Genomic DNA, 17,599 nt, shown 5'->3' on the forward strand with positions numbered 1-17,599 from the left:
AAAGGATAAAAATTATTTAGATCATTAGGATATTCTAAATTACAATTTTTTACTGATCACCGGGATGCTAATGGGAGGGTTGCTCGCGTCGCAGACAAATGTGGAAAGCGCGGTAGAAACGATCGAAACTAAAAAGATCCGGTCCGCACATTCGTCAACGGCGTCTTTCTGATACATTTTCTTTTCATCAATTCCCATAGAATCCGGAATTACGATCGTAAGTGTAAGGCCCGCCAAAGAAGCCGATCGAGTCGGTTCGCTTTCCGCAAGACCCATGATATAGACCAACTGACTGACAAGAAGTCGATCGGAAATGATATCCTTTGCTTCCTTTCCCGTGACAAGACTAGGATTTATATTAAGATAAGCGCAATGATTGTAAAAGAGGATCCAGAAAAGAAAAAGAAGATTCCAGGCTTTAGTTTTTCCGAACATGATCACTTCATCAGACGACCCGATTCTTTATTTTTTCCAAATTCCATTCAAATTACGAAAAAAATAATACGGATCGACTGAATCTAAGTAGTTCGGTTTATTACTTTTAGTATTTCGGCCAGACGATTGAGTCGTCTTTGAAAAGAGGACTGAATCCAAAAAAGATCAATTCGTTTTCTTCAAATTGAAAGATCGCATTCAACTGATCCGAAAATGCAGTCACACCTTCTTCCCCGTCTTCATCATCATGCTCGTGATCGTGTTCTTCGTCGTCTTCTTCCAAATCACTGATTCCGTTTTTTTCGAGAAGCGCTCGAATGGTCTCGATGGATTCTCCGATGATCGGTTTTCCATAGAGAAGGATCGAAGGATTAGAAATTGTAATCGAGTAGAGTTTGTTGTCTTCGTCCGCGTCGAATTCGTATTCAGCTTCTTGAGAGAAATATTCAAACCCCGTAGACTGTGAACCTTCGTAGTCGTAATTGTAAACCTCGTCCGGTTCTCCCAACTTGGCCTTTACTTCATCCACAGACATCCCAAAATAAAGTCCGTTCAATCCCTTTCCGATTTCAATGTTCACATTCCCTCCCGTGGTTCCCAAAGTTCGAAAGCAACTTTCAGGTCCGACTAAATCACAGAGTCCTCGGGACTATCGAGGCTGACAACCCCTTAAAATCCGTTTGGAATCGATTCATACAAAAAATGGTCTATCCGATCAAAATCGGCGATTTGTAAAGTCTCTTTAATAAACGGAAGCCTAACTCAAGAAGTCGAAACGAAGGATCGAAATCTATTTCAGATTTTTAGAATATATGGAATCGCGTGTTTTTCGATCCTTCCACGCCGTTTAGAAAAGAATTTTCTCCAACTTGTGAAGACCTTTTTAGAAAAGCGAATCGTCCGAAAGTTTGAGTTCTTTTCGTAAATTTCGAAATTTGTTATGATTCTGATTCCAATAATCGCTGAGAATACTCGATTCCAAGGTTGCAAAGGTCGTCATAAGATGTCCGTTAAAATCTCGAAACGTTTCTTCCCAGGCTAAAATCTTATATGGAAAACGGGATTCAATTCTGATCTTTAACGTTCTCTCCTCTTCGAGATATCGAATCGTAAAGACAGTAACGTCCTCTTGTTTTTGTTTTGAGATCGCCGCACGTAATGGTTTTAATTCTTTGTGATTGAGCCTTACATGGAAGAGTCCGGGGATCAATGTCAATTCTCCCAGAGGAATCTGATCGGGATCGAGTCTCATACGATTCCAGAGTTCGTCTTCGAGCCATTCTTTTTTTAAAAAGAATTTTCGATCGCCCTCTTGTTCAAAATAAGAATACGACTCCGCTCGAAAACGATCCTTGTCGAGATTCAACTGAGTAAAAACGTTGCCGCACCATTCTTGAGAAGACATCGCTTCTTTGAAACTATTAGGATACGTTTCCACGTCTATGGGAGTAAATACGGAAAGGGTCATGGAATACGCGTAGATCCCTGTCACAAAATTCTTAACAAAATTGAGTTTTAATACCTTGGCTCCGTCTTCTTTGTTATCCTGTGGTTGATCTAGTTTTACCTGTTTTGTTTTGGAAAAATCTTCCGTGACAAAAATCAAAATGGCTTTGCCTTTATGATTTTCTCCGTAACGAACCTGATTGAGTTCGTAACTGTCGATCTCCGCTTTTCCGGATTCCCAATAGTTATGAAATTTTTCCTTCGGGTCTGTTTGCGAGGAATCTAAAGCAGGTTTCGGTTGTTTACAAAAAGAAACATTAACGATTAAGATAAGAATTAAAATTGATCGGATCATAGCGGCTTTGATCTTACTACAATCTAAACCTCCTTCAAGAACTTTCGAGATTGAAAAAAGTTTTCTATGCTTTTGCTTTCAGGGCTTGTAAAACTTTTATTTGATACGAGAAGATGTGAGATTCATTTTTTAGAACGCCTTGATCTCCATAATAAGGATATTTTTCTCGGAAGATCTGTATTTCCTCCAATTGATACCGATGTTTTCGATAATCCGTAGAAGAATCTAAAGAATCGGCTTCCATAAAACATTCTTCCGCTTTTTTAAAATTTCCGATGGAAATAAAATAATAACCTAAATTGTTTCGGATCGATTCCTGATCGTACTCGGACAAACGAATTCTTTCGGCCTTCTTCCAATATTTTTTGGCCGATGCCAGATGCCGGTCTTTTTGGAGCAAGGCTTTGCATCCTATCTCCAAAAATCGGGTCGTCTTTTTGTCATTGGAAACACATCTCAATTCGGAGATAAAGAATACGTCCTGAATCGGAAGAATTTCCGACTTCCAATTCCGTAACAATTTTTGAATATTAGGAATTTCTCTATCTACGATCCGATTTCCGGATTCAAAATGAATCTGTTCTTTGGTTCCCAGATTCTTCCAATCCATTTTAAAAGAAAGAATCTCGTTTCCATCCTTTGTTTTCGAGCGATTCAAAACAAAGGTCATCAGAAGATTCTTGTGCAAGTTTTTCTTGGAGCCTCTTTGATCTTTTAGAGAAGGCGTTTTTATTTTTTTTAGATCGGAGAGGTCGTTTAGGATAAAGTAAGAGTTGTCCCGGAGAGTTTCGACAACGGCCCGTCGAGCGTAAGAATATTCAGATTTACCGATTCCGTTTAGAATCAGCCTGAGACCGACCCGTCTTTCAGTCCCCGCGAATTTTCGCAATTTCATAGCATCGGGATTATTTTTGTAGCCGGCCACCGGCACATAATCGCTGTCAGGTGTGGCGTATATATTCTCTTGCAAAAAAAGAACGAAGATCAAAACTACAATGTTTAGAAACTTCATCATTTTTTTAGTTTAGAATAGACGTTTCTTCTTTAAGAAAATTATAAATTTCTAAATCATAATTTCCGTTCCTTTGTTTACACTTTGGAAACGGAAATCATCGAAACAAAAAATCAATAACTGCTGAGATACTGAAGCGCGCCGATTGCGAGAAGTTTTCCCGGAACGAGTAAAAACCATCCCAGAGCGACCATAAAGAAACAGACGACAACGACCGCGGTTACTCCGATGCTAAAGGGCGCCGAATGATTTCTTGTTACTTCGCCTTCGTCGCTACTCATAAAGGTTGCGATTCCGATTCGGAGATAGTAATAAAGCGCGAGCGCGGAGTTCGTTACACCCCCGATGAGTAAAATCCGATTCATCAACGTGTCCGATTCCGCAAGTTTCTGAAAGAGAAATAGTTTCGCCCAAAATCCTCCGAACGGAGGAACACCCGCTAAGGACATAAAGAAAACGTTGATCGCGATCGCGGTAAGCGGCTTTGCTCCGGAAAGAGATTGAACCGAAAAGAAAGTAACCTGTCTCGTTCCCTCTTCCAAGTATGCGAGAACCGCGAAAGCTCCCAAACTCACGAAAGAATAAACGATCAAATAAAACAACGCCTCTTCGTGGACTCCCGCGGAAATCCCTGCGACGACGTAACCCGCGTGCGCGATGGAAGAATACGCGAGCATTCTTTTTAAATTTTCCTGTTTTAAAGCGAGTAGGTTTCCGTAGACCATGGAGCATAACGCGAGAATGCCCGGTAACCAAGCCCAGGTCGTTTCCGCCAAAGGCATCGGCAATTTGGTATAAAGAATCAATAGAAGTCCGATCGAAGCGGACTTAGACGCGGTCGCCATATATCCGGTCACGGGCGTTAGCGCGCCTTCATAGGCATCGGGCGTCCACGCGTGATACGGAAAAAGTGCGATCTTAAACGCGACTCCCGTGAGAAACAAAACAAGCCCTATCTTCGCAAAGTTTCCTTGATATCCGGCGATGATCAACGGTTTCAGAGCCAGAGTTATGTTCGTGGATCCGCTTCCTCCAAATAGAAACGCGATTCCCATCAGCATAAATCCGGAAGAAAAACTTCCTAAGAGAAAATATTTAAGCGTAGCTTCGAGAGAAAAAAGGTCGCTTCTCGCCATTCCGATCAGGATATAAAGACAAATGCTCATCAGTTCCAAAGCGACAAAAACAAGTATGAAGTCCTGTCCGGAAGTCATCAGCATCATTCCACAGGTTGCGAAGAGAAGCAACGGATAGAATTCAGGAAATTCTACTTTATGATTTTTTAATATTCTTGGAATGATCGCCGCCGTTCCGATCGCCATCGATAAATAGATCAAATTCAGCCAAAACGTAATGATCGTATTCTCTATCTGTCCGCCGAAGTAGGTTCCGTTTCCGGGAAATCGAAACGAAGTGTAAAACACGCTCGCAAGAGCGATGAGAAGAATCAATCCGGATGCGTATCTTACGATCAGAAATTCCTTTGTCTTAAACAAAACGCTAAGACAGATAAGAAAAACTCCACCCGCAGCCAGGATCAATGCAGGAAGAATGGAGAATAGGTCGAGGATGTTTGGTATTAGATTCACTGAACCGCCTCCTCGTCTCCTTCCGGAGTCGTTTCCTTGCCCTTCCGAATCGATTCCGGAAGCGCATACTTACTTTGATATCCTTTCAGACGTTCCTCGTAACTTGAGGGATCGGCTCCCAGAGATTTATAGGATGTATATTTTCTTTCAAAGGGTTTATCGTTCAGGTCTTTTTCCTTCAAGGAACGATCCTGTATCACTTTCGCCGAAGCGGAGTTTAACGCAACTCTGACGGAAGGTTCCAATACTCTCAAAAAAGGTTTCGGATAGATTCCGATCCAGAAAATCATAACGACGGTCGGAATGAGAATCGCCCATTCCTTCAGATTGAGATCGTGGTGTTCGGTAAGATTTTTTGTAGGTTCTCCAAAGATCATTCTTTTGGCAAAAAGAAGAAGATAACCCGCTGCAAAAACGACTCCGGTTGCGGCTAACGCGCCATAGACGACGTTAGCCTTGATACTTCCGAGGATGATCAAAAATTCCCCGATAAAGCTGTTTGTTCCGGGAACTCCGAGGGAAGAAAAAATTCCGATCGCAAAGAATACGGAAAAGACCGGAAGTAGTTTGGACAAGCCCCCCGCTTTCGCGATATCGTTGTTCCCGATTCTTTCATGCAACATTCCTAACATAAAGAAGAGCATCCCTGCGGTGAATCCGTGGTTGATCATCTGCAGCATTCCACCTGCCATTCCCTCTTCCGTAAAACTCAAGATTCCCAACATACAAAAACTCATGTGAGAAAGAGAAGAAAACGCGACGACTCGTTTGGAATTCTCCTGCGCCATCGCAATGATCGCTCCATAGAGAATTCCCGCGATCGCGAGTCCTCCTAAAAGTTCCCGGTATTCCAACATCTCTTCCGGAAATAACGGAATTGCTAAGCGAATAAATCCGTAGAGCCCGATCTTTAATAAAATTCCGGAAAGGTCCACCGATCCCACAGTGGGAGCCTGCGAGTGAACGTCGGGCATCCAAGTATGAACCGGAAACAAAGGGACTTTGATCGCGAACGCGAGCACAAACGTAAAGAACATAAACAAACGAATGTTCTTCGGGATTTCGGGAAGAAGTCCCGTGGAAAGATCTTCGATTACGATCGTTCCCGTTTTAAAATATAAGATTAGAATTCCTGCAAGCATCAGGACCGATCCGGTAAAGGAAAAGATCAGATACTTGATTGCGGCTTTTACCCTTTGATCTTCTCCCCAAATTCCCACCATCAATACCATCGGAGAAACCATCGCTTCCCAGAAGATATAGAACTGAACGAGATTTCCGGATAGAAAAACTCCGTGTACACTCATCTCCACGATCATTAGATAAATGTAAAATTCTCGAATCCTGGAAGTGATGCTCGACCAAGTTGCAAGCGTGGAAAGAAAGAATAATAAAGACGACATTCCGCAGAGCAGAAGGCTAAAGCCGTCCATTCCGACGTGATAGTCGATCCTTAAATTTCCGGAGACTACGACGTCTCGGATTCGATCCACGAACTGAAGAGAGGCGTTTTCGGGGTCGTATTTGAAATACAAACCTACGAGTATTAAGAAGGGAACTAACGTAAATGTTCCCGAAATAAATCTCAGCCAATAAACCTTATTGGAAAGAAATAAGAACGGAACCCCGATGAGAGGTAAGAATAAAAAGATACTCAGTATAAATGGCGGGAAATCCAAGTTACAGCCCCCTCAGTAGAAAAAAGGAAAGAATGGCGACCGTTCCAAAAACGATCAGGATCGCGTAGTCTACCACGATTCCGGTTTGAACCCTTCGCAGAACCAAAGAGATCGCAACCGCGACTCTCCCCGTGCCTCGCAACATCAGATCCAAGAAATTTCTTTCCACGTAGTTTGCGAAAAATTTTCCAAGAAGAAGAATCGGATCCACGATGAAATCGCGGTAGAATTCATCCACGAAGTATTTTTTAGAAAGAACTCGTTTTAAACCGGAAAGAGATTCTTCTTCCACGGGAACGTTTTTACCGGTGAGAAAAATCGTCCTCGCGATAAAAATTCCGGAAACCGCCACCGCGACGGAAACGGCTACAAGAATCAACTCGATCGACGCATTCGCCTCGTGACCGTCTAAGCTTTGTTTGACGATCATCTGAGAAATTTCGGTTCCTCTTAGGAAAATCGGAGCGAAATATCTAGTTAGTACGTCGACTCCTCCGAAAAGAAAATGTGGCACCTCTAAAAATCCGGTTATCGCCGCGCCTATCGACAAGATCACGAGAGGAATCGTCATCACGAGAGGAGATTCATGGAGATGAGAAGCCTTGTGTGAGGAGACACGAGATTCTCCATAAAAAGCCAAATAGGTCATTCGGAACATGTAGAACGCGGTCAAGAGCGCCGTGATGATTCCGAGTCCGTAAAAGAGGGTTCCATAAGCATAACTTTTTTCTAATATTAGATCTTTGGAAAAGAATCCGCTAAAGGGCGGGATTCCGGAAATAGCCAAAGATCCTACAAGGAAAGTAATCCAAGTGATCTTCATCTGTTTTTTTAGTCCGCCCATATTGCGGAGATCTTGTTCGTGATGAAGCGCGTGGATCACAGAACCGGAACCCAAAAACAAAAGCGCCTTAAAAAACGCGTGAGTCATCAAATGAAAAAGCCCGGCGACGTAGGCGCCCGCCCCCATTGCTACGAACATATAACCTAACTGAGATACGGTGGAATACGCCAAAACTTTCTTGATATCGTTTTGAAAAAGTCCCACAGTCGCGGCTAAAAACGCGGTTACCGATCCTATGATCACGATCCAGTGACCGACTTGCGGAGCTGAAAGAAAAATCGGATTGAGCCTTGCGATCAAAAAGATTCCAGCCGTCACCATAGTAGCCGCGTGAATCAGAGCGGACACAGGAGTTGGTCCCGCCATCGCATCCGGCAACCAAACGTGTAACGGAATCTGAGCCGACTTTCCGATGGCTCCGATAAAAAAACATGCAGCGGCAATCGGAAGAATATAACGGAATGAAGGAACTTCCGGAATCGCTTCCGCAATCTCCGTAAAAGAAAGAGAACCCGTGTACCAGAAAACGAGTGCGATCCCGAGGAGCATTCCCAAGTCGCCGATTCTGTTTGTGATAAAGGCTTTCATCCCCGCGTTTGCGGCGGAATCCTTGTGATAGTCAAAACCGATCAGCAGATAAGAACAAAGCCCCACTCCTTCCCATCCGAGAAAAAGAAGAATTAGATTTTCTGCAAGTACCAGATTCAACATCGCGAATATAAAAAGATTCAAATACGCGAAGTAACGCGTAAAACCCGGATCTTCTTTCATATAACCGATGCTATAGAGATGGATCAAGGATCCGATTCCGGTAATGATCAAAATCATATATAAGGAAAGTTGATCGACCTGATATGCGAGAGAAACCTTTAGGCCGCCCGCTTCAAACCAAGGAAACAAGGTTACGATCTCGGGAACTGAACGTTCCATAGGATGAAATTGAAAAAAAGAAACGAGCGCCAGAGCAAAGGATAAAAAGACCACACCCGTGGATAAAACTCCGGTAAAACCTTTCAGCCATTTGCCAAAAAGTCCCGAAATCAAAAAGCCGATCAACGGAAGCGCGACTAACGCAGGGACGAGGTTAGAAATTTCCATTCTTACTACCATTTCATCAGATTCATTTCGTCTACGTAGCTCGTCTTTTTGAGCCTATGGATCGCGATCACGATCGCGAGTCCGATCGCTGCTTCTGCGGCTGCGATCGCCATCACAAAAAATACCACAACTTCTCCGTCCACTTGGTGGAGCGCTTTTGAGAAGGTTACAAAAACAAGGTTCACTGAATTTAAGATCAATTCAACCGACATAAAAATAAGGACCGCACTTCTTCTTACCATCACGCCGGCGACTCCGATCGTAAAGATGATCATCGCGAGAGTTAAAAAATATTCTACGGGGATTCCGGAAATCCAAAGGTTCATGGTTTTTCTCCTTCCAATCCCTTGTTGGCGAGATTCTTTTTTCCGAGTACAACTGCGCCTAAAACGGCCGCGAGAAGAAGAATGGAAATCAATTCGAAAGGAAGCAGATAACGTAGAAACATCGCTGTTCCGACCACTGCGGTATTTCCGGACGAAGTAGAACCGACTCCGTTAGCGGTGTTCCCGCCCTTGGGAATATCGAAAGAATATTCAACATTGCTGTTGGAGAGATAGCCGATTCTTTGTGAAGTTCGCGAAGGAATTCCGTCGTGTACGGCGGTGATCAAAAGAACTCCCAAAAAGGCAACGAGGGTCAGATACAAAAGTTTTTTCACCGGTTTTTCAAAGATAAAAAACTGAGGTTTATCGTCCCTGAGAGAAAGAAGCATCAAAACGAAAACCACCAAAACCATGATCGCTCCGGCGTAGACAAGAAGCTGCATCGTTGCGATAAAGATCGCGTTCATCACGGCGTAGATCGCCGCCAAAGAAAAAAAACTCAAAACGAGCAGAACGGCGGCTGTGATCGCGTTCGGATGAAAGATCACCCCCAGAGAACTGAGAATCATCACCGTTGAGAACAGGAAGAATAGAAGCAGTTGAGGTTGATCTGTTAGTGGCATTTTTCTTATATTCTTAAAATTGTATATAGATGCTTGCGATAATGATATTCAAGATCGCCCAGGGAATGAGTTTTTTCCAACCGAGCGACATGAGTTGATCGTAACGAAAACGGGGAAGCGTCCATCTCACCCAGAGAAACAAAAACGTAAAAAAGAGAACCTTACCCAAAAAGAAAAAAAGACCGAAAAGAGGTTGTAAAACGTGTCCGTCTAAAATTCCGAACGGAACCTGATAACCTCCGAAAAAAAGCAAGGTTACCACACAACTCATCGTGATCATGTTCATGTATTCCGCAATGAAGAATAACGCGAACTTAAACGCGCCGTATTCCGTGTGGAAACCGACTACGAGTTCCGATTCTGCTTCCGCCAAATCGAAAGGAAGACGGTTGGTTTCAGCAAACATTGCGACCACAAAAAGAAAGAAGGCGATAAAACCGGGAAGTTTGAAGATATTCCAGAGACCAACCTGAGCCGCGCTGATATCCGTAAGTTTCAAGGAACCCGTAATGATTACGATCGAAGCGACACTCAGAGAAAGGGGAAGTTCGTAACTGATCATCTGAGCCGTCGCACGAATCCCGCCTAACAAGGAATATTTGTTATTACTCGCCCAGCCCGCGATGATGATTCCATAAACCGCAAGAGAAGAGATCGCAAACAAAAATAAAATTCCAGTATCCGGGTTGGCGATTTGAAGATCCAAAAACTGCAACCCGGTCGCGTCCTGCAAAAATGCGGGAAGAGGAATCTGACCGCCCAAAGGTACTACAGACCAAGCCATGATCGCACAGGTCATCGAAATCGCGGGGGCAACAAGATACATCACACGATTGACTTGCAGAGGAAAAACTTCTTCCTTTGTGAGAAACTTGATTCCGTCCGCGAGTGGTTGAAGGAGACCGAAAATTCCCGCGCGGTTCGGCCCCTTACGATCCTGGATAAAACCCGCGACCCTTCTTTCCGCAAGAGTGTAATAGGCGCAGGCTGTGATCAGGATAAAAAAGAAAAGACCGCTCTTTAAAAGCCAAAATAGAATTTCATTCCAATTCATAGAAGAGCCTTGTCCTCCTTCCTTCTTCGAAGTTCCGTCACCGGTTCCGGTTTGTCTTTGAGCCTTGCGTCAAACTCGGAACGAAATTTCTGAAGAGCCGGACGAACCGCCCCGACACAAGCGTCCGAAAGAGGACAAATCGTAGTTCCGCCTTCCATGTTACGAGATAAAGAAAGAATCAGATCGATATCCTGAGTCGTACCTTCTCCGTCTCGGATTTTGGAAAGAATGTCTCGAACCCAGTGTGTTCCTTCGCGACAGGGAGTACACTGACCACAGGATTCGTGGGCGTAGAATCTCGCGAATCGAAACGTGGTTTCTACGATGTCCGTTCCTTCCGCGAGAACGATCACCGCGCCCGAACCGAGCATCGTCTTGTGAGCGGCCATGGATTCGAAGTCCATGTTCGCGGTTTTACATTCTTCCGCCGTTAAAATCGGAACGGAGGATCCGCCGGGGATGATCGCTTTCAAGGCCTTGTCGTCGACGATTCCACCGCAGAGATCATTCACAAGTTCTAATAAAGGAGTTCCTAATTCGATTTCATAAACTCCCGGTCTTTTTACGTGACCCGAAACGCTGAAGAGTCTAGTCCCCGGAGATTTTTCGGTTCCGATCTTAGAATACCAATCGGCTCCCTTGTCTATGATATGAGGAATCGCAGAAAACGTTTCCACGTTATTCACCACCGTCGGAGAACGATACAATCCGGAAACCGCAGGAAACGGAGGTTTTAATCTTGGATGCCCCCTCCTGCCTTCTAAAGAATTGATGAGTGCGGTTTCTTCTCCGCAGATATAAGCTCCGGCGCCTTCATAAAGAACGAGATCAAAGTCAAAGCCCGAACCTAGGATATTCTTACCGAGATAACCTTTTGAATAAGCCTCGTCGATCGCCTTCTGCATGGTTTTGGCGCCCGTCTGAAATTCTCCTCGAATGTAAAAGAATCCCTTGTTGGAATTGATCGCTCTTGCGCCGATGATCATCCCTTCGATGATCTGATGAGGAAGATTTTCAATCAGTTTACGATCTTTGAATGTACCGGGCTCGCCTTCGTCGGCGTTGCAGATGATATATTTCGGTTTTGGAATGTCTTTAGGGATAAAGGACCACTTGAGTCCGGTTGGAAACCCCGCGCCTCCCCTTCCTCTGAGTCCCGATTTTTTCACCTCGGCGATGATATCGTCGGGTTTCATCTGAAGGGCTTTTTTTAAACCGTCGTAACCGTGAACGGATTCGTAAAACTCAAGTTCTGTGGACTTGGGATTATCGATGTATTTCGTAAGAATTTTCATTTCTGCCATAAGGATTTCCTTTGTCAGTTCAGACTTTTTAGAATCTGATCCACCTTTTCAGGCGTCAGTTGTTCGTAAAAATCGTCGTTGATTTGCACCATCGGAGCGTAACCGCAGGCGCCGAGACATTCCACTTCTTCCAATGTAAACTTTCCGTCAGGAGTCGTTTGTCCGAGATGAATTCCCAAACGATCGCAGAGATGTTTTTCGATTTCGTCATTCCCCTGCAGATAGCAACTCGAGGTTCCGCAGATCTGAATATGATACTTTCCAACGGGCTTCTTATTATAGAGAGTATAAAACGTAGCAACTCCGTAAACCTGAGCGAGAGAAATCGGATCTCCGAGACGATCCGCGATGTAGTTCATCCCGTCCTGATCCACAAAACCGTTTTCCCTCTGGAGAATGTACAAACAAGGGAGAATGAGAGAACGTTTTTCCGGAAACACTTCCAGCATCTTCTGAAATCTTTTTTCGGATTCTTCACTGAACTTGTAACTCATCAGCAGTCCAACTCCCCGGCGATAACGTTCAAAGAACTCATGGTCGCGACCGAATCCGCGAGCAAGCCGCCGCGCACGAGATCCGCAAAAGATTGATAATACCAAAAGCAAGGACGTCTAACGTGAACTCTCCAAGGAGATTTTTCGCCGTCGGAGACGATATAATAACCGAGTTCTCCGTTTGCGGCTTCGGTCGCCATGTAGTATTCTCCCGGAGGGACCTTAACTCCGTGCATGATGATCTTGAAGTGATAGATCAATTCTTCCATATTGTTGTAGACTTTGTTTTTTTCGGGAAGATAGGCGTGAGGAAGATCTGCGTGCCAGGTTCCTTCCGGAATTCCGTCTATCAGCTGTTCGATGATCCGAATCGACTGACGCATCTCTTCCATACGAACCAAGGTTCTATGAAGAACGGAGCCGTCTTCTCCGACCGGAATATCGAAATCCACTTTATCGTAGAGCATGTAAGGTTCGTCTTTACGAACGTCCCAGTCAACGCCGGTGGCTCTGAGATTCGGACCTGAATAACCGTAGGCGATCGCGTCTTCTTTGGAAATGCCGCCGATCCCATCGGTTCGTCCCAGAAAGATTTTATTTTTTAGAAGAAGGCTGTTGAATTCTTCGATCGCGGGCTTGAGTCCCTTGCAGACCATCTTTACTTCTTTTACGAAGTCGGGATAGATATCTCTTTCCAGTCCGCCGATTCTACAAAACGTAGTAGTCAATCTCGCACCGGTAAGTTTTTCGATGACTTGATAGATATTCTCACGATGATGAAAGAGATGCAAAAGCCCCGAGAAAGCCCCCAAGTCCACTCCCAAAATTCCGGAGCAGATGATATGATCCATGATTCTCGAAAGCTCCGAGATGATCATTCTCACATACGTCGCACGGTCCGGGACCTCGATCTGCATCATCTTTTCTACGGCGAGAATCCAACCGATGTTGTTTAACGGAGTGGAAACGTAGTTCATCCGATCCGTGCAGACCAGGAACTGATTGTAAGTATAACGTTCTCCTAATTTTTCAAAACAACGATGTACGTAACCGATGACCGATTCCGCTTCTACGATTCTTTCTCCGTCGAGTTGGATCACGTTTTGAAGAATCCCGTGTGTCGCCGGATGGGATGGTCCTAAGTTTACGAGAAGATGACCTTCGGGAAGATTGGCAAACTTCTGTCCGAAATGTTGGGCCGTTTTTTCGTACATCATTTTACTTTCCTCCTTCCTTTGTAATGTCTTCGGAGATATGCATCTGTAAAAGATCTTCTATGAGATAGTCCTGACCGAATCCTTCCAAAGGAAAATCCTTACGAAGAGGATGTCCAAGAAAGTTATCAGGCATTAAAATTCGATCCAGGTTTGGATGATTGGCAAAGGGAATTCCAAAAAGATCATACACTTCTCTTTCCGGCCAGTTGGCGCCTTTAAAAACGGAGACGATACTCGGAACCGATTCGCCTTCGTCCACTCGGACCTTGATCTGGATTCTACTCGCGACCTTATTCGCCGAACGCAGAAGATAACAAACCTCGAAACGAGGTTCTTTTTTTCCGAGCCAGTCCACAGCGGTAAGATCGTTTAGATAATTATAATAGAGTGTTGGATCATTTTTGAGAGCCGTAAAAACCGGAACCAAACCTTCCGCTTTCAAAAAGAAAACGGGAACGTTGGAAACGACCGGCTCTTGTTTGTCCAAAAAGTGAGGGAATTTTTCTTTGAGGAAACTTTCTACTGCTTCTTTCATCGTACGACCAGGGGTTTATTTCTTTCGTTCAATTCCTGGATTTTGTGCATCACTTCCTGACGTCTTTCTTCCAGCCCCTGAGTTTTCAATTTTTCCTGCAACTGAACGAGTGCGTCCAAGATTGCTTCCGGACGAGGAGGACAACCGGGCACATAAACGTCTACGGGAAGAATTCGATCCACACCTTGCAGAACTCCGTATGTATTGAACATCCCACCGGAAGAAGCGCAGGCTCCTACGCTGATGACAAACTTTGGTTCCGCCATCTGATCGTAGATCTGACGAAGTACGGGAGCCATCTTGTAGGTGATCGTTCCGAGAACGAGGATCATGTCCGCCTGACGCGGAGAAAACGAAGGACGTTCCGCTCCGAAACGGGCGATATCGTAGTCCGAACAAGAAGCGCTCATATATTCGATTCCGCAACAAGCCGTCGCGAAAGGATACGGCCAAAGGGAATAACTTCTTCCCCATTGAATCACGGATTCAACGTTTCCGAGTTGAATCATGTCGCCCAGGGCTTGGCCCGGAGCTTTGCTAAGATCACTCAATCCCATTCCAGTGCTCCTTTCTTCCAGATATAGTATAAGCCCACGACTAAAGTGAGAACAAACACAAACATCTCGAAGATGAGAAAAAACCCGATTCCCGCATTCTTAAATCCAATCAGATTGACTGCGTAAGGAAAAAGAAAGACGGCCTCAATATCGAACAAAATAAAAAGAACTGCGACGAGATAAAACTTAATGTTGAAAAGTCCTCTCGCATCCCCGTAGTATTGTACGCCGCACTCGAAAGTGTCTTGCGGCTTGGACTTTTTTTTGGGGCCGATGAGTATGGCAAGGGTAAGAATCAGAGTGGAGAAACCAACTCCGAGTAAGAATTGAATTAATAAAGGGCCAAGGTGCTCGGGAGCGCTATCCATAGCTCCTATTAGACTCCGGTTTGCATATGGCCTGTCAATCAATTTCGTGATTATCTCGCGATCCATAGAGAGCGAGATAGCCGGTGGACAGCAGAGCATTATCGAACGATTCGTACAGAGTGAGGTTGAGTTTTGCGAGCAACCTCCGACGAAGCCGGGAAAGGACGCGGGGCAAACCCAAAACCACAAAATGGAATCTTCGCTTGTTCCCCAAATGCCTTTCAAATCCAAAGCTTCTAATTGAAACAGAGAATCAAAAGAAAAACGACCGGAAAGAAAAAACGAGAAAAGAAGACTAAAAAAGTAACTTTGTAATATTTCATGAGATTCTAATCTTAAATTTAGAACAAGAATCTGCATTCTTAAAAAGGCCCGCGCAAAAATGAGAATTTATAATCTGAAAAGACGCGTGCGACTGCAAGTTCAGCGATGGAAACTTTCTCTCTATGAATCTTCTTTCGCGAAGAAGGGCCGAATTAGTTTGACAAAAAACAGATAGACAAATCAAAGCACTGGCTTCTCCTAGGAGAGGTCCCGACAAAGGAAAACGAATTGTCCGTCGCAAGCAACGCAGATCACTTTTCCTGGAAAGAGAACCTTCTTCTTTTTTCACTTCGTTTTTCTCTCGCCCTTATCCTATTCTTTCTTCTTTTTACCGATTGTTCTACTTCTAAAAATTCCATTTTCGGAACGGTGTTTGTTCGACGGGGTTTTACACCCGAAAGAAAAACGAAACACATCGTATTTCCGATCCAGATTCGTTCGGGTTGGCTCTTAAAAGATCAAAATGCAGATCAGAGAAAATTCGTCGAATCTCGGAGTTTTGAAAAGTTAGAACTGACGATTTTGAATTACGGTGGAAAGGTTCAAGAAAGATACAACACGGAAAGACAGTTTCGTTCTACGATAGAAAACGAATCCGGCTTTAGCGAGGAAAAGGGAATCAAGATCGCCAAACTTCTCAAAGGCGACGTTGCAGTTTTTACGGACTTTACGGATTACGGAACCGTTTCCGGAAACGCGATCTTAGAAGTCACTGTCAAAGCGATGGACGTCGAAAACGGAGAGATCGTCTGGAAGGCGATGTATTCGGGAAAGGCCTTGGGTCTTCAGGATAGCTTTGACCTTTCCAATTTAGAATCGGAAATTTTCACACAACTGACAAATAGATTAAAACAAAAAATGGAGTAAGGAGAACAACATGGCTAAGGTAGTATTATCCAGTTTTGCAGAATTAGAAGCCTACACCGGAAAAGAAATCGGAACTTCCGATTATCACACGATCACCCAGGAACAAGTCAATCGGTTTGCAGATGCGACTCTGGATCATCAGTGGATACATACGGATCCCGAAAGAGCGGCGAAGGAATCCCCGTTCGGCACGACGATTGCACACGGATATCTTACTCTTTCCATGGCACCCTACCTCTTGTCTCAAATATTAGAATTAAAGAATATTAAGATGGGGATCAATTACGGAATGGAAAAACTTCGGTTTTTAGAACCCGTAAAAGTAGGAAGCAAATTGAGAATCAGAGCGGAGTTGATCGAGCTAAAAGACCTAAGAGGTACGGCGAGAATGACTCTGAAGATGACTTTTGAAACCGAAGGATCAACGAAAGCGGCCGCGGTCGGAGAGGTAATCTATCTATATCAATTTGCCTGATGGAAAAAAATTTCTAAAATTAGGTAAAATATGAGTCCTAGACTGATCATCTATATGGTCTCGAGAATTCGAGACGAATTTCACAGACACCTGAACCTGGAACTAAAAGAAAAGGGCTTAGGCGCACTCACGACGACCCACGCGGATATCTTATTCGCTCTCGTAAAGAAAAAACGAGCGCAGATGCAAGAGATAGCCAAGATGATCAATCGGGATAAATCCACGTTAACCGCCCTTGTAGACAAACTGGAAACTTTGGGCTTTGTTGAAAGAACGAGGGACCCGGACGATCAGAGGATCGTTCACTTGGAACTGACGCCGAAAGCATATACGGTTCGTCCCGTTTTACTCGGCATTTCAAGATCCCTGGTAAACAATCTCTACAAGGGTTTTACGGAAGACGAAAAAAGAGAATTGGCTCGACTTCTCGTAAAACTCTATCAGAATCAAAACCCGGATTCCGTAGGCTCCAGCTATTTCCTACAATAAATAAGGAAAACAAAAATATGACTTCTTTCCAACCAATTCTATCCTGGATCGTGGGCTTGATTCTATTCTTCCTTTCCGGAATTCATTTTTATTGGTTGGTCGGAGGTCAAACGGGCGGAAGCAAGGTAATTCCGGAATTAAACGGAAAGCCGACCTTTCGACCCGGAAAACTTTCAACCGCTTTGGTAGGAATTCTACTCTTCTGCGCGGCCTTATTGCCGATCGGTCTTACTCTCGAAATCCCGTTTGGAATCCCAAAAACCTTATTCCATTACGGAACGTTCTTTCTTTCCGTCGTATTTCTTCTCCGTGCTGTGGGAGACTTTCGAATGGTAGGTTTTTTCAAAAGTATAAGGGACACGACGTTTGCGAAGTACGATACAAAATATTATTGCCCTCTTTGTCTTTTGATTTCCACCCTTCTCTTTTTTTCTGCGATCTAAGAAAGAATCTCAGATTTTTCAGAAAAGAAATTATTTTCCATTTGATAAAATCGAGGCTTGGATTT

The 17,599-nt window shown here is 44.1% G+C and carries 20 protein-coding genes; 4 read left to right on the forward strand and 16 right to left on the reverse strand.

Annotation, left to right across the window (positions count from 1 at the left end):
* Positions 1-39: 39 nt before the first annotated feature.
* From A0128_RS14080 to A0128_RS14155, 16 genes are all read right to left on the reverse strand, one after another.
* A complete protein-coding gene (locus tag A0128_RS14080) occupies positions 40-435 on the reverse strand; it encodes a TIGR04452 family lipoprotein (protein ID WP_069608095.1) in 396 nt (131 codons plus the stop codon).
* Positions 436-541: 106 nt separating this feature from the next.
* Complete coding sequence (locus tag A0128_RS14085; protein ID WP_069609307.1) at positions 542-1,015, reverse strand: hypothetical protein; 474 nt, start codon at positions 1,013-1,015, stop codon at positions 542-544.
* 303 nt (positions 1,016-1,318) lie between these two features.
* Positions 1,319-2,236: a hypothetical protein gene (locus A0128_RS14090; protein WP_069608096.1), complete on the reverse strand. Its 918-nt coding sequence runs from the start codon at positions 2,234-2,236 to the stop codon at positions 1,319-1,321.
* Between the two features lie 64 nt (positions 2,237-2,300).
* Positions 2,301-3,251 carry a tetratricopeptide repeat protein gene (locus A0128_RS14095; RefSeq protein ID WP_069608097.1) on the reverse strand — a complete coding sequence of 317 codons (951 nt, stop codon included), beginning with the start codon at positions 3,249-3,251 and terminating at the stop codon, positions 2,301-2,303.
* 110 nt (positions 3,252-3,361) lie between these two features.
* The gene (locus A0128_RS14100) at positions 3,362-4,837 is read right to left on the reverse strand and encodes an NADH-quinone oxidoreductase subunit N (RefSeq protein WP_069608098.1); all 1,476 of its coding nucleotides are present in this window, start codon (positions 4,835-4,837) and stop codon (positions 3,362-3,364) included.
* Entirely contained in the window at positions 4,834-6,516 is a 1,683-nt protein-coding gene (locus A0128_RS14105; protein WP_069608099.1) for an NADH-quinone oxidoreductase subunit M, read from the reverse strand. Before A0128_RS14105 ends, A0128_RS14100 begins: the two co-directional genes overlap by 4 nt.
* A gap of 1 nt (position 6,517) precedes the next feature.
* Positions 6,518-8,458, reverse strand: a complete 1,941-nt coding sequence (gene nuoL / locus A0128_RS14110; protein WP_069609308.1) for an NADH-quinone oxidoreductase subunit L — start codon at positions 8,456-8,458, stop codon at positions 6,518-6,520.
* A gap of 5 nt (positions 8,459-8,463) precedes the next feature.
* Positions 8,464-8,784 carry an NADH-quinone oxidoreductase subunit NuoK gene (gene nuoK, locus A0128_RS14115; RefSeq protein ID WP_069608100.1) on the reverse strand — a complete coding sequence of 107 codons (321 nt, stop codon included), beginning with the start codon at positions 8,782-8,784 and terminating at the stop codon, positions 8,464-8,466.
* Complete coding sequence (locus A0128_RS14120; RefSeq protein ID WP_069608101.1) at positions 8,781-9,407, reverse strand: NADH-quinone oxidoreductase subunit J family protein; 627 nt, start codon at positions 9,405-9,407, stop codon at positions 8,781-8,783. The genes nuoK and A0128_RS14120 overlap by 4 nt, the downstream gene beginning before the upstream one ends.
* A gap of 13 nt (positions 9,408-9,420) precedes the next feature.
* Positions 9,421-10,461 carry an NADH-quinone oxidoreductase subunit NuoH gene (gene nuoH, locus A0128_RS14125; RefSeq protein WP_069608102.1) on the reverse strand — a complete coding sequence of 347 codons (1,041 nt, stop codon included), beginning with the start codon at positions 10,459-10,461 and terminating at the stop codon, positions 9,421-9,423.
* Positions 10,458-11,765, reverse strand: a complete 1,308-nt coding sequence (nuoF, locus tag A0128_RS14130; protein WP_069608103.1) for an NADH-quinone oxidoreductase subunit NuoF — start codon at positions 11,763-11,765, stop codon at positions 10,458-10,460. Before nuoF ends, nuoH begins: the two co-directional genes overlap by 4 nt.
* Positions 11,766-11,779: 14 nt before the next feature.
* Positions 11,780-12,259 carry an NADH-quinone oxidoreductase subunit NuoE gene (nuoE, locus tag A0128_RS14135; protein ID WP_069608104.1) on the reverse strand — a complete coding sequence of 160 codons (480 nt, stop codon included), beginning with the start codon at positions 12,257-12,259 and terminating at the stop codon, positions 11,780-11,782.
* Positions 12,259-13,476 carry an NADH dehydrogenase (quinone) subunit D gene (nuoD, locus tag A0128_RS14140; protein WP_069608105.1) on the reverse strand — a complete coding sequence of 406 codons (1,218 nt, stop codon included), beginning with the start codon at positions 13,474-13,476 and terminating at the stop codon, positions 12,259-12,261. The genes nuoE and nuoD overlap by 1 nt, the downstream gene beginning before the upstream one ends.
* Position 13,477: 1 nt before the next feature.
* The gene (locus A0128_RS14145) at positions 13,478-14,011 is read right to left on the reverse strand and encodes an NADH-quinone oxidoreductase subunit C (protein WP_069608106.1); all 534 of its coding nucleotides are present in this window, start codon (positions 14,009-14,011) and stop codon (positions 13,478-13,480) included.
* Positions 14,008-14,568 carry an NADH-quinone oxidoreductase subunit B gene (locus A0128_RS14150; protein ID WP_069608107.1) on the reverse strand — a complete coding sequence of 187 codons (561 nt, stop codon included), beginning with the start codon at positions 14,566-14,568 and terminating at the stop codon, positions 14,008-14,010. The genes A0128_RS14145 and A0128_RS14150 overlap by 4 nt, the downstream gene beginning before the upstream one ends.
* Positions 14,559-14,936 carry an NADH-quinone oxidoreductase subunit A gene (locus A0128_RS14155; RefSeq protein WP_069609309.1) on the reverse strand — a complete coding sequence of 126 codons (378 nt, stop codon included), beginning with the start codon at positions 14,934-14,936 and terminating at the stop codon, positions 14,559-14,561. Before A0128_RS14155 ends, A0128_RS14150 begins: the two co-directional genes overlap by 10 nt.
* A 552-nt stretch (positions 14,937-15,488) precedes the next feature.
* On the opposite strand from A0128_RS14155, the gene A0128_RS14160 reads away from it, so the two are divergent.
* Genes A0128_RS14160 through A0128_RS14175 form a run of 4 tightly spaced genes read left to right on the forward strand, consistent with a single transcriptional unit; the run spans position 15,489 to position 17,534 of the window.
* Positions 15,489-16,127, forward strand: a complete 639-nt coding sequence (locus A0128_RS14160) for a hypothetical protein (RefSeq protein WP_245667162.1) — start codon at positions 15,489-15,491, stop codon at positions 16,125-16,127.
* 10 nt (positions 16,128-16,137) lie between these two features.
* The gene (locus A0128_RS14165) at positions 16,138-16,602 is read left to right on the forward strand and encodes a MaoC family dehydratase (RefSeq protein WP_069608109.1); all 465 of its coding nucleotides are present in this window, start codon (positions 16,138-16,140) and stop codon (positions 16,600-16,602) included.
* A 30-nt stretch (positions 16,603-16,632) separates the two neighbouring features.
* On the forward strand, positions 16,633-17,091 hold the full coding sequence (locus tag A0128_RS14170) for a MarR family winged helix-turn-helix transcriptional regulator (protein WP_069608110.1): 459 nt from the start codon (positions 16,633-16,635) through the stop codon (positions 17,089-17,091).
* A gap of 17 nt (positions 17,092-17,108) precedes the next feature.
* Complete coding sequence (locus A0128_RS14175; RefSeq protein WP_069608111.1) at positions 17,109-17,534, forward strand: DUF3995 domain-containing protein; 426 nt, start codon at positions 17,109-17,111, stop codon at positions 17,532-17,534.
* Positions 17,535-17,599 lie beyond the last annotated feature (65 nt).

It is taken from the genome of Leptospira tipperaryensis (assembly GCF_001729245.1).
Taxonomy (GTDB): domain Bacteria; phylum Spirochaetota; class Leptospiria; order Leptospirales; family Leptospiraceae; genus Leptospira; species Leptospira tipperaryensis.

Bases quoted from the DNA above. Each gene is read 5' to 3' on its own strand.
- A0128_RS14080 (WP_069608095.1), bottom strand. From the start codon at position 435: ATGTTCGGAAAAACTAAAGCCTGGAATCTTCTTTTTCTTTTCTGGATC.
- A0128_RS14090 (WP_069608096.1), bottom strand. From the start codon at position 2,236: ATGATCCGATCAATTTTAATTCTTATCTTAATCGTTAATGTTTCTTTT.
- A0128_RS14095 (WP_069608097.1), bottom strand. From the start codon at position 3,251: ATGATGAAGTTTCTAAACATTGTAGTTTTGATCTTCGTTCTTTTTTTG.
- nuoL (WP_069609308.1), bottom strand. From the start codon at position 8,458: ATGGAAATTTCTAACCTCGTCCCTGCGTTAGTCGCGCTTCCGTTGATC.
- nuoK (WP_069608100.1), bottom strand. From the start codon at position 8,784: ATGAACCTTTGGATTTCCGGAATCCCCGTAGAATATTTTTTAACTCTC.
- A0128_RS14120 (WP_069608101.1), bottom strand. From the start codon at position 9,407: ATGCCACTAACAGATCAACCTCAACTGCTTCTATTCTTCCTGTTCTCA.
- nuoH (WP_069608102.1), bottom strand. From the start codon at position 10,461: ATGAATTGGAATGAAATTCTATTTTGGCTTTTAAAGAGCGGTCTTTTC.
- nuoF (WP_069608103.1), bottom strand. From the start codon at position 11,765: ATGGCAGAAATGAAAATTCTTACGAAATACATCGATAATCCCAAGTCC.
- nuoE (WP_069608104.1), bottom strand. From the start codon at position 12,259: ATGAGTTACAAGTTCAGTGAAGAATCCGAAAAAAGATTTCAGAAGATG.
- nuoD (WP_069608105.1), bottom strand. From the start codon at position 13,476: ATGATGTACGAAAAAACGGCCCAACATTTCGGACAGAAGTTTGCCAAT.
- A0128_RS14145 (WP_069608106.1), bottom strand. From the start codon at position 14,011: ATGAAAGAAGCAGTAGAAAGTTTCCTCAAAGAAAAATTCCCTCACTTT.
- A0128_RS14150 (WP_069608107.1), bottom strand. From the start codon at position 14,568: ATGGGATTGAGTGATCTTAGCAAAGCTCCGGGCCAAGCCCTGGGCGAC.
- A0128_RS14155 (WP_069609309.1), bottom strand. From the start codon at position 14,936: ATGGATAGCGCTCCCGAGCACCTTGGCCCTTTATTAATTCAATTCTTA.
- A0128_RS14165 (WP_069608109.1), top strand. From the start codon at position 16,138: ATGGCTAAGGTAGTATTATCCAGTTTTGCAGAATTAGAAGCCTACACC.
- A0128_RS14170 (WP_069608110.1), top strand. From the start codon at position 16,633: ATGAGTCCTAGACTGATCATCTATATGGTCTCGAGAATTCGAGACGAA.
- A0128_RS14175 (WP_069608111.1), top strand. From the start codon at position 17,109: ATGACTTCTTTCCAACCAATTCTATCCTGGATCGTGGGCTTGATTCTA.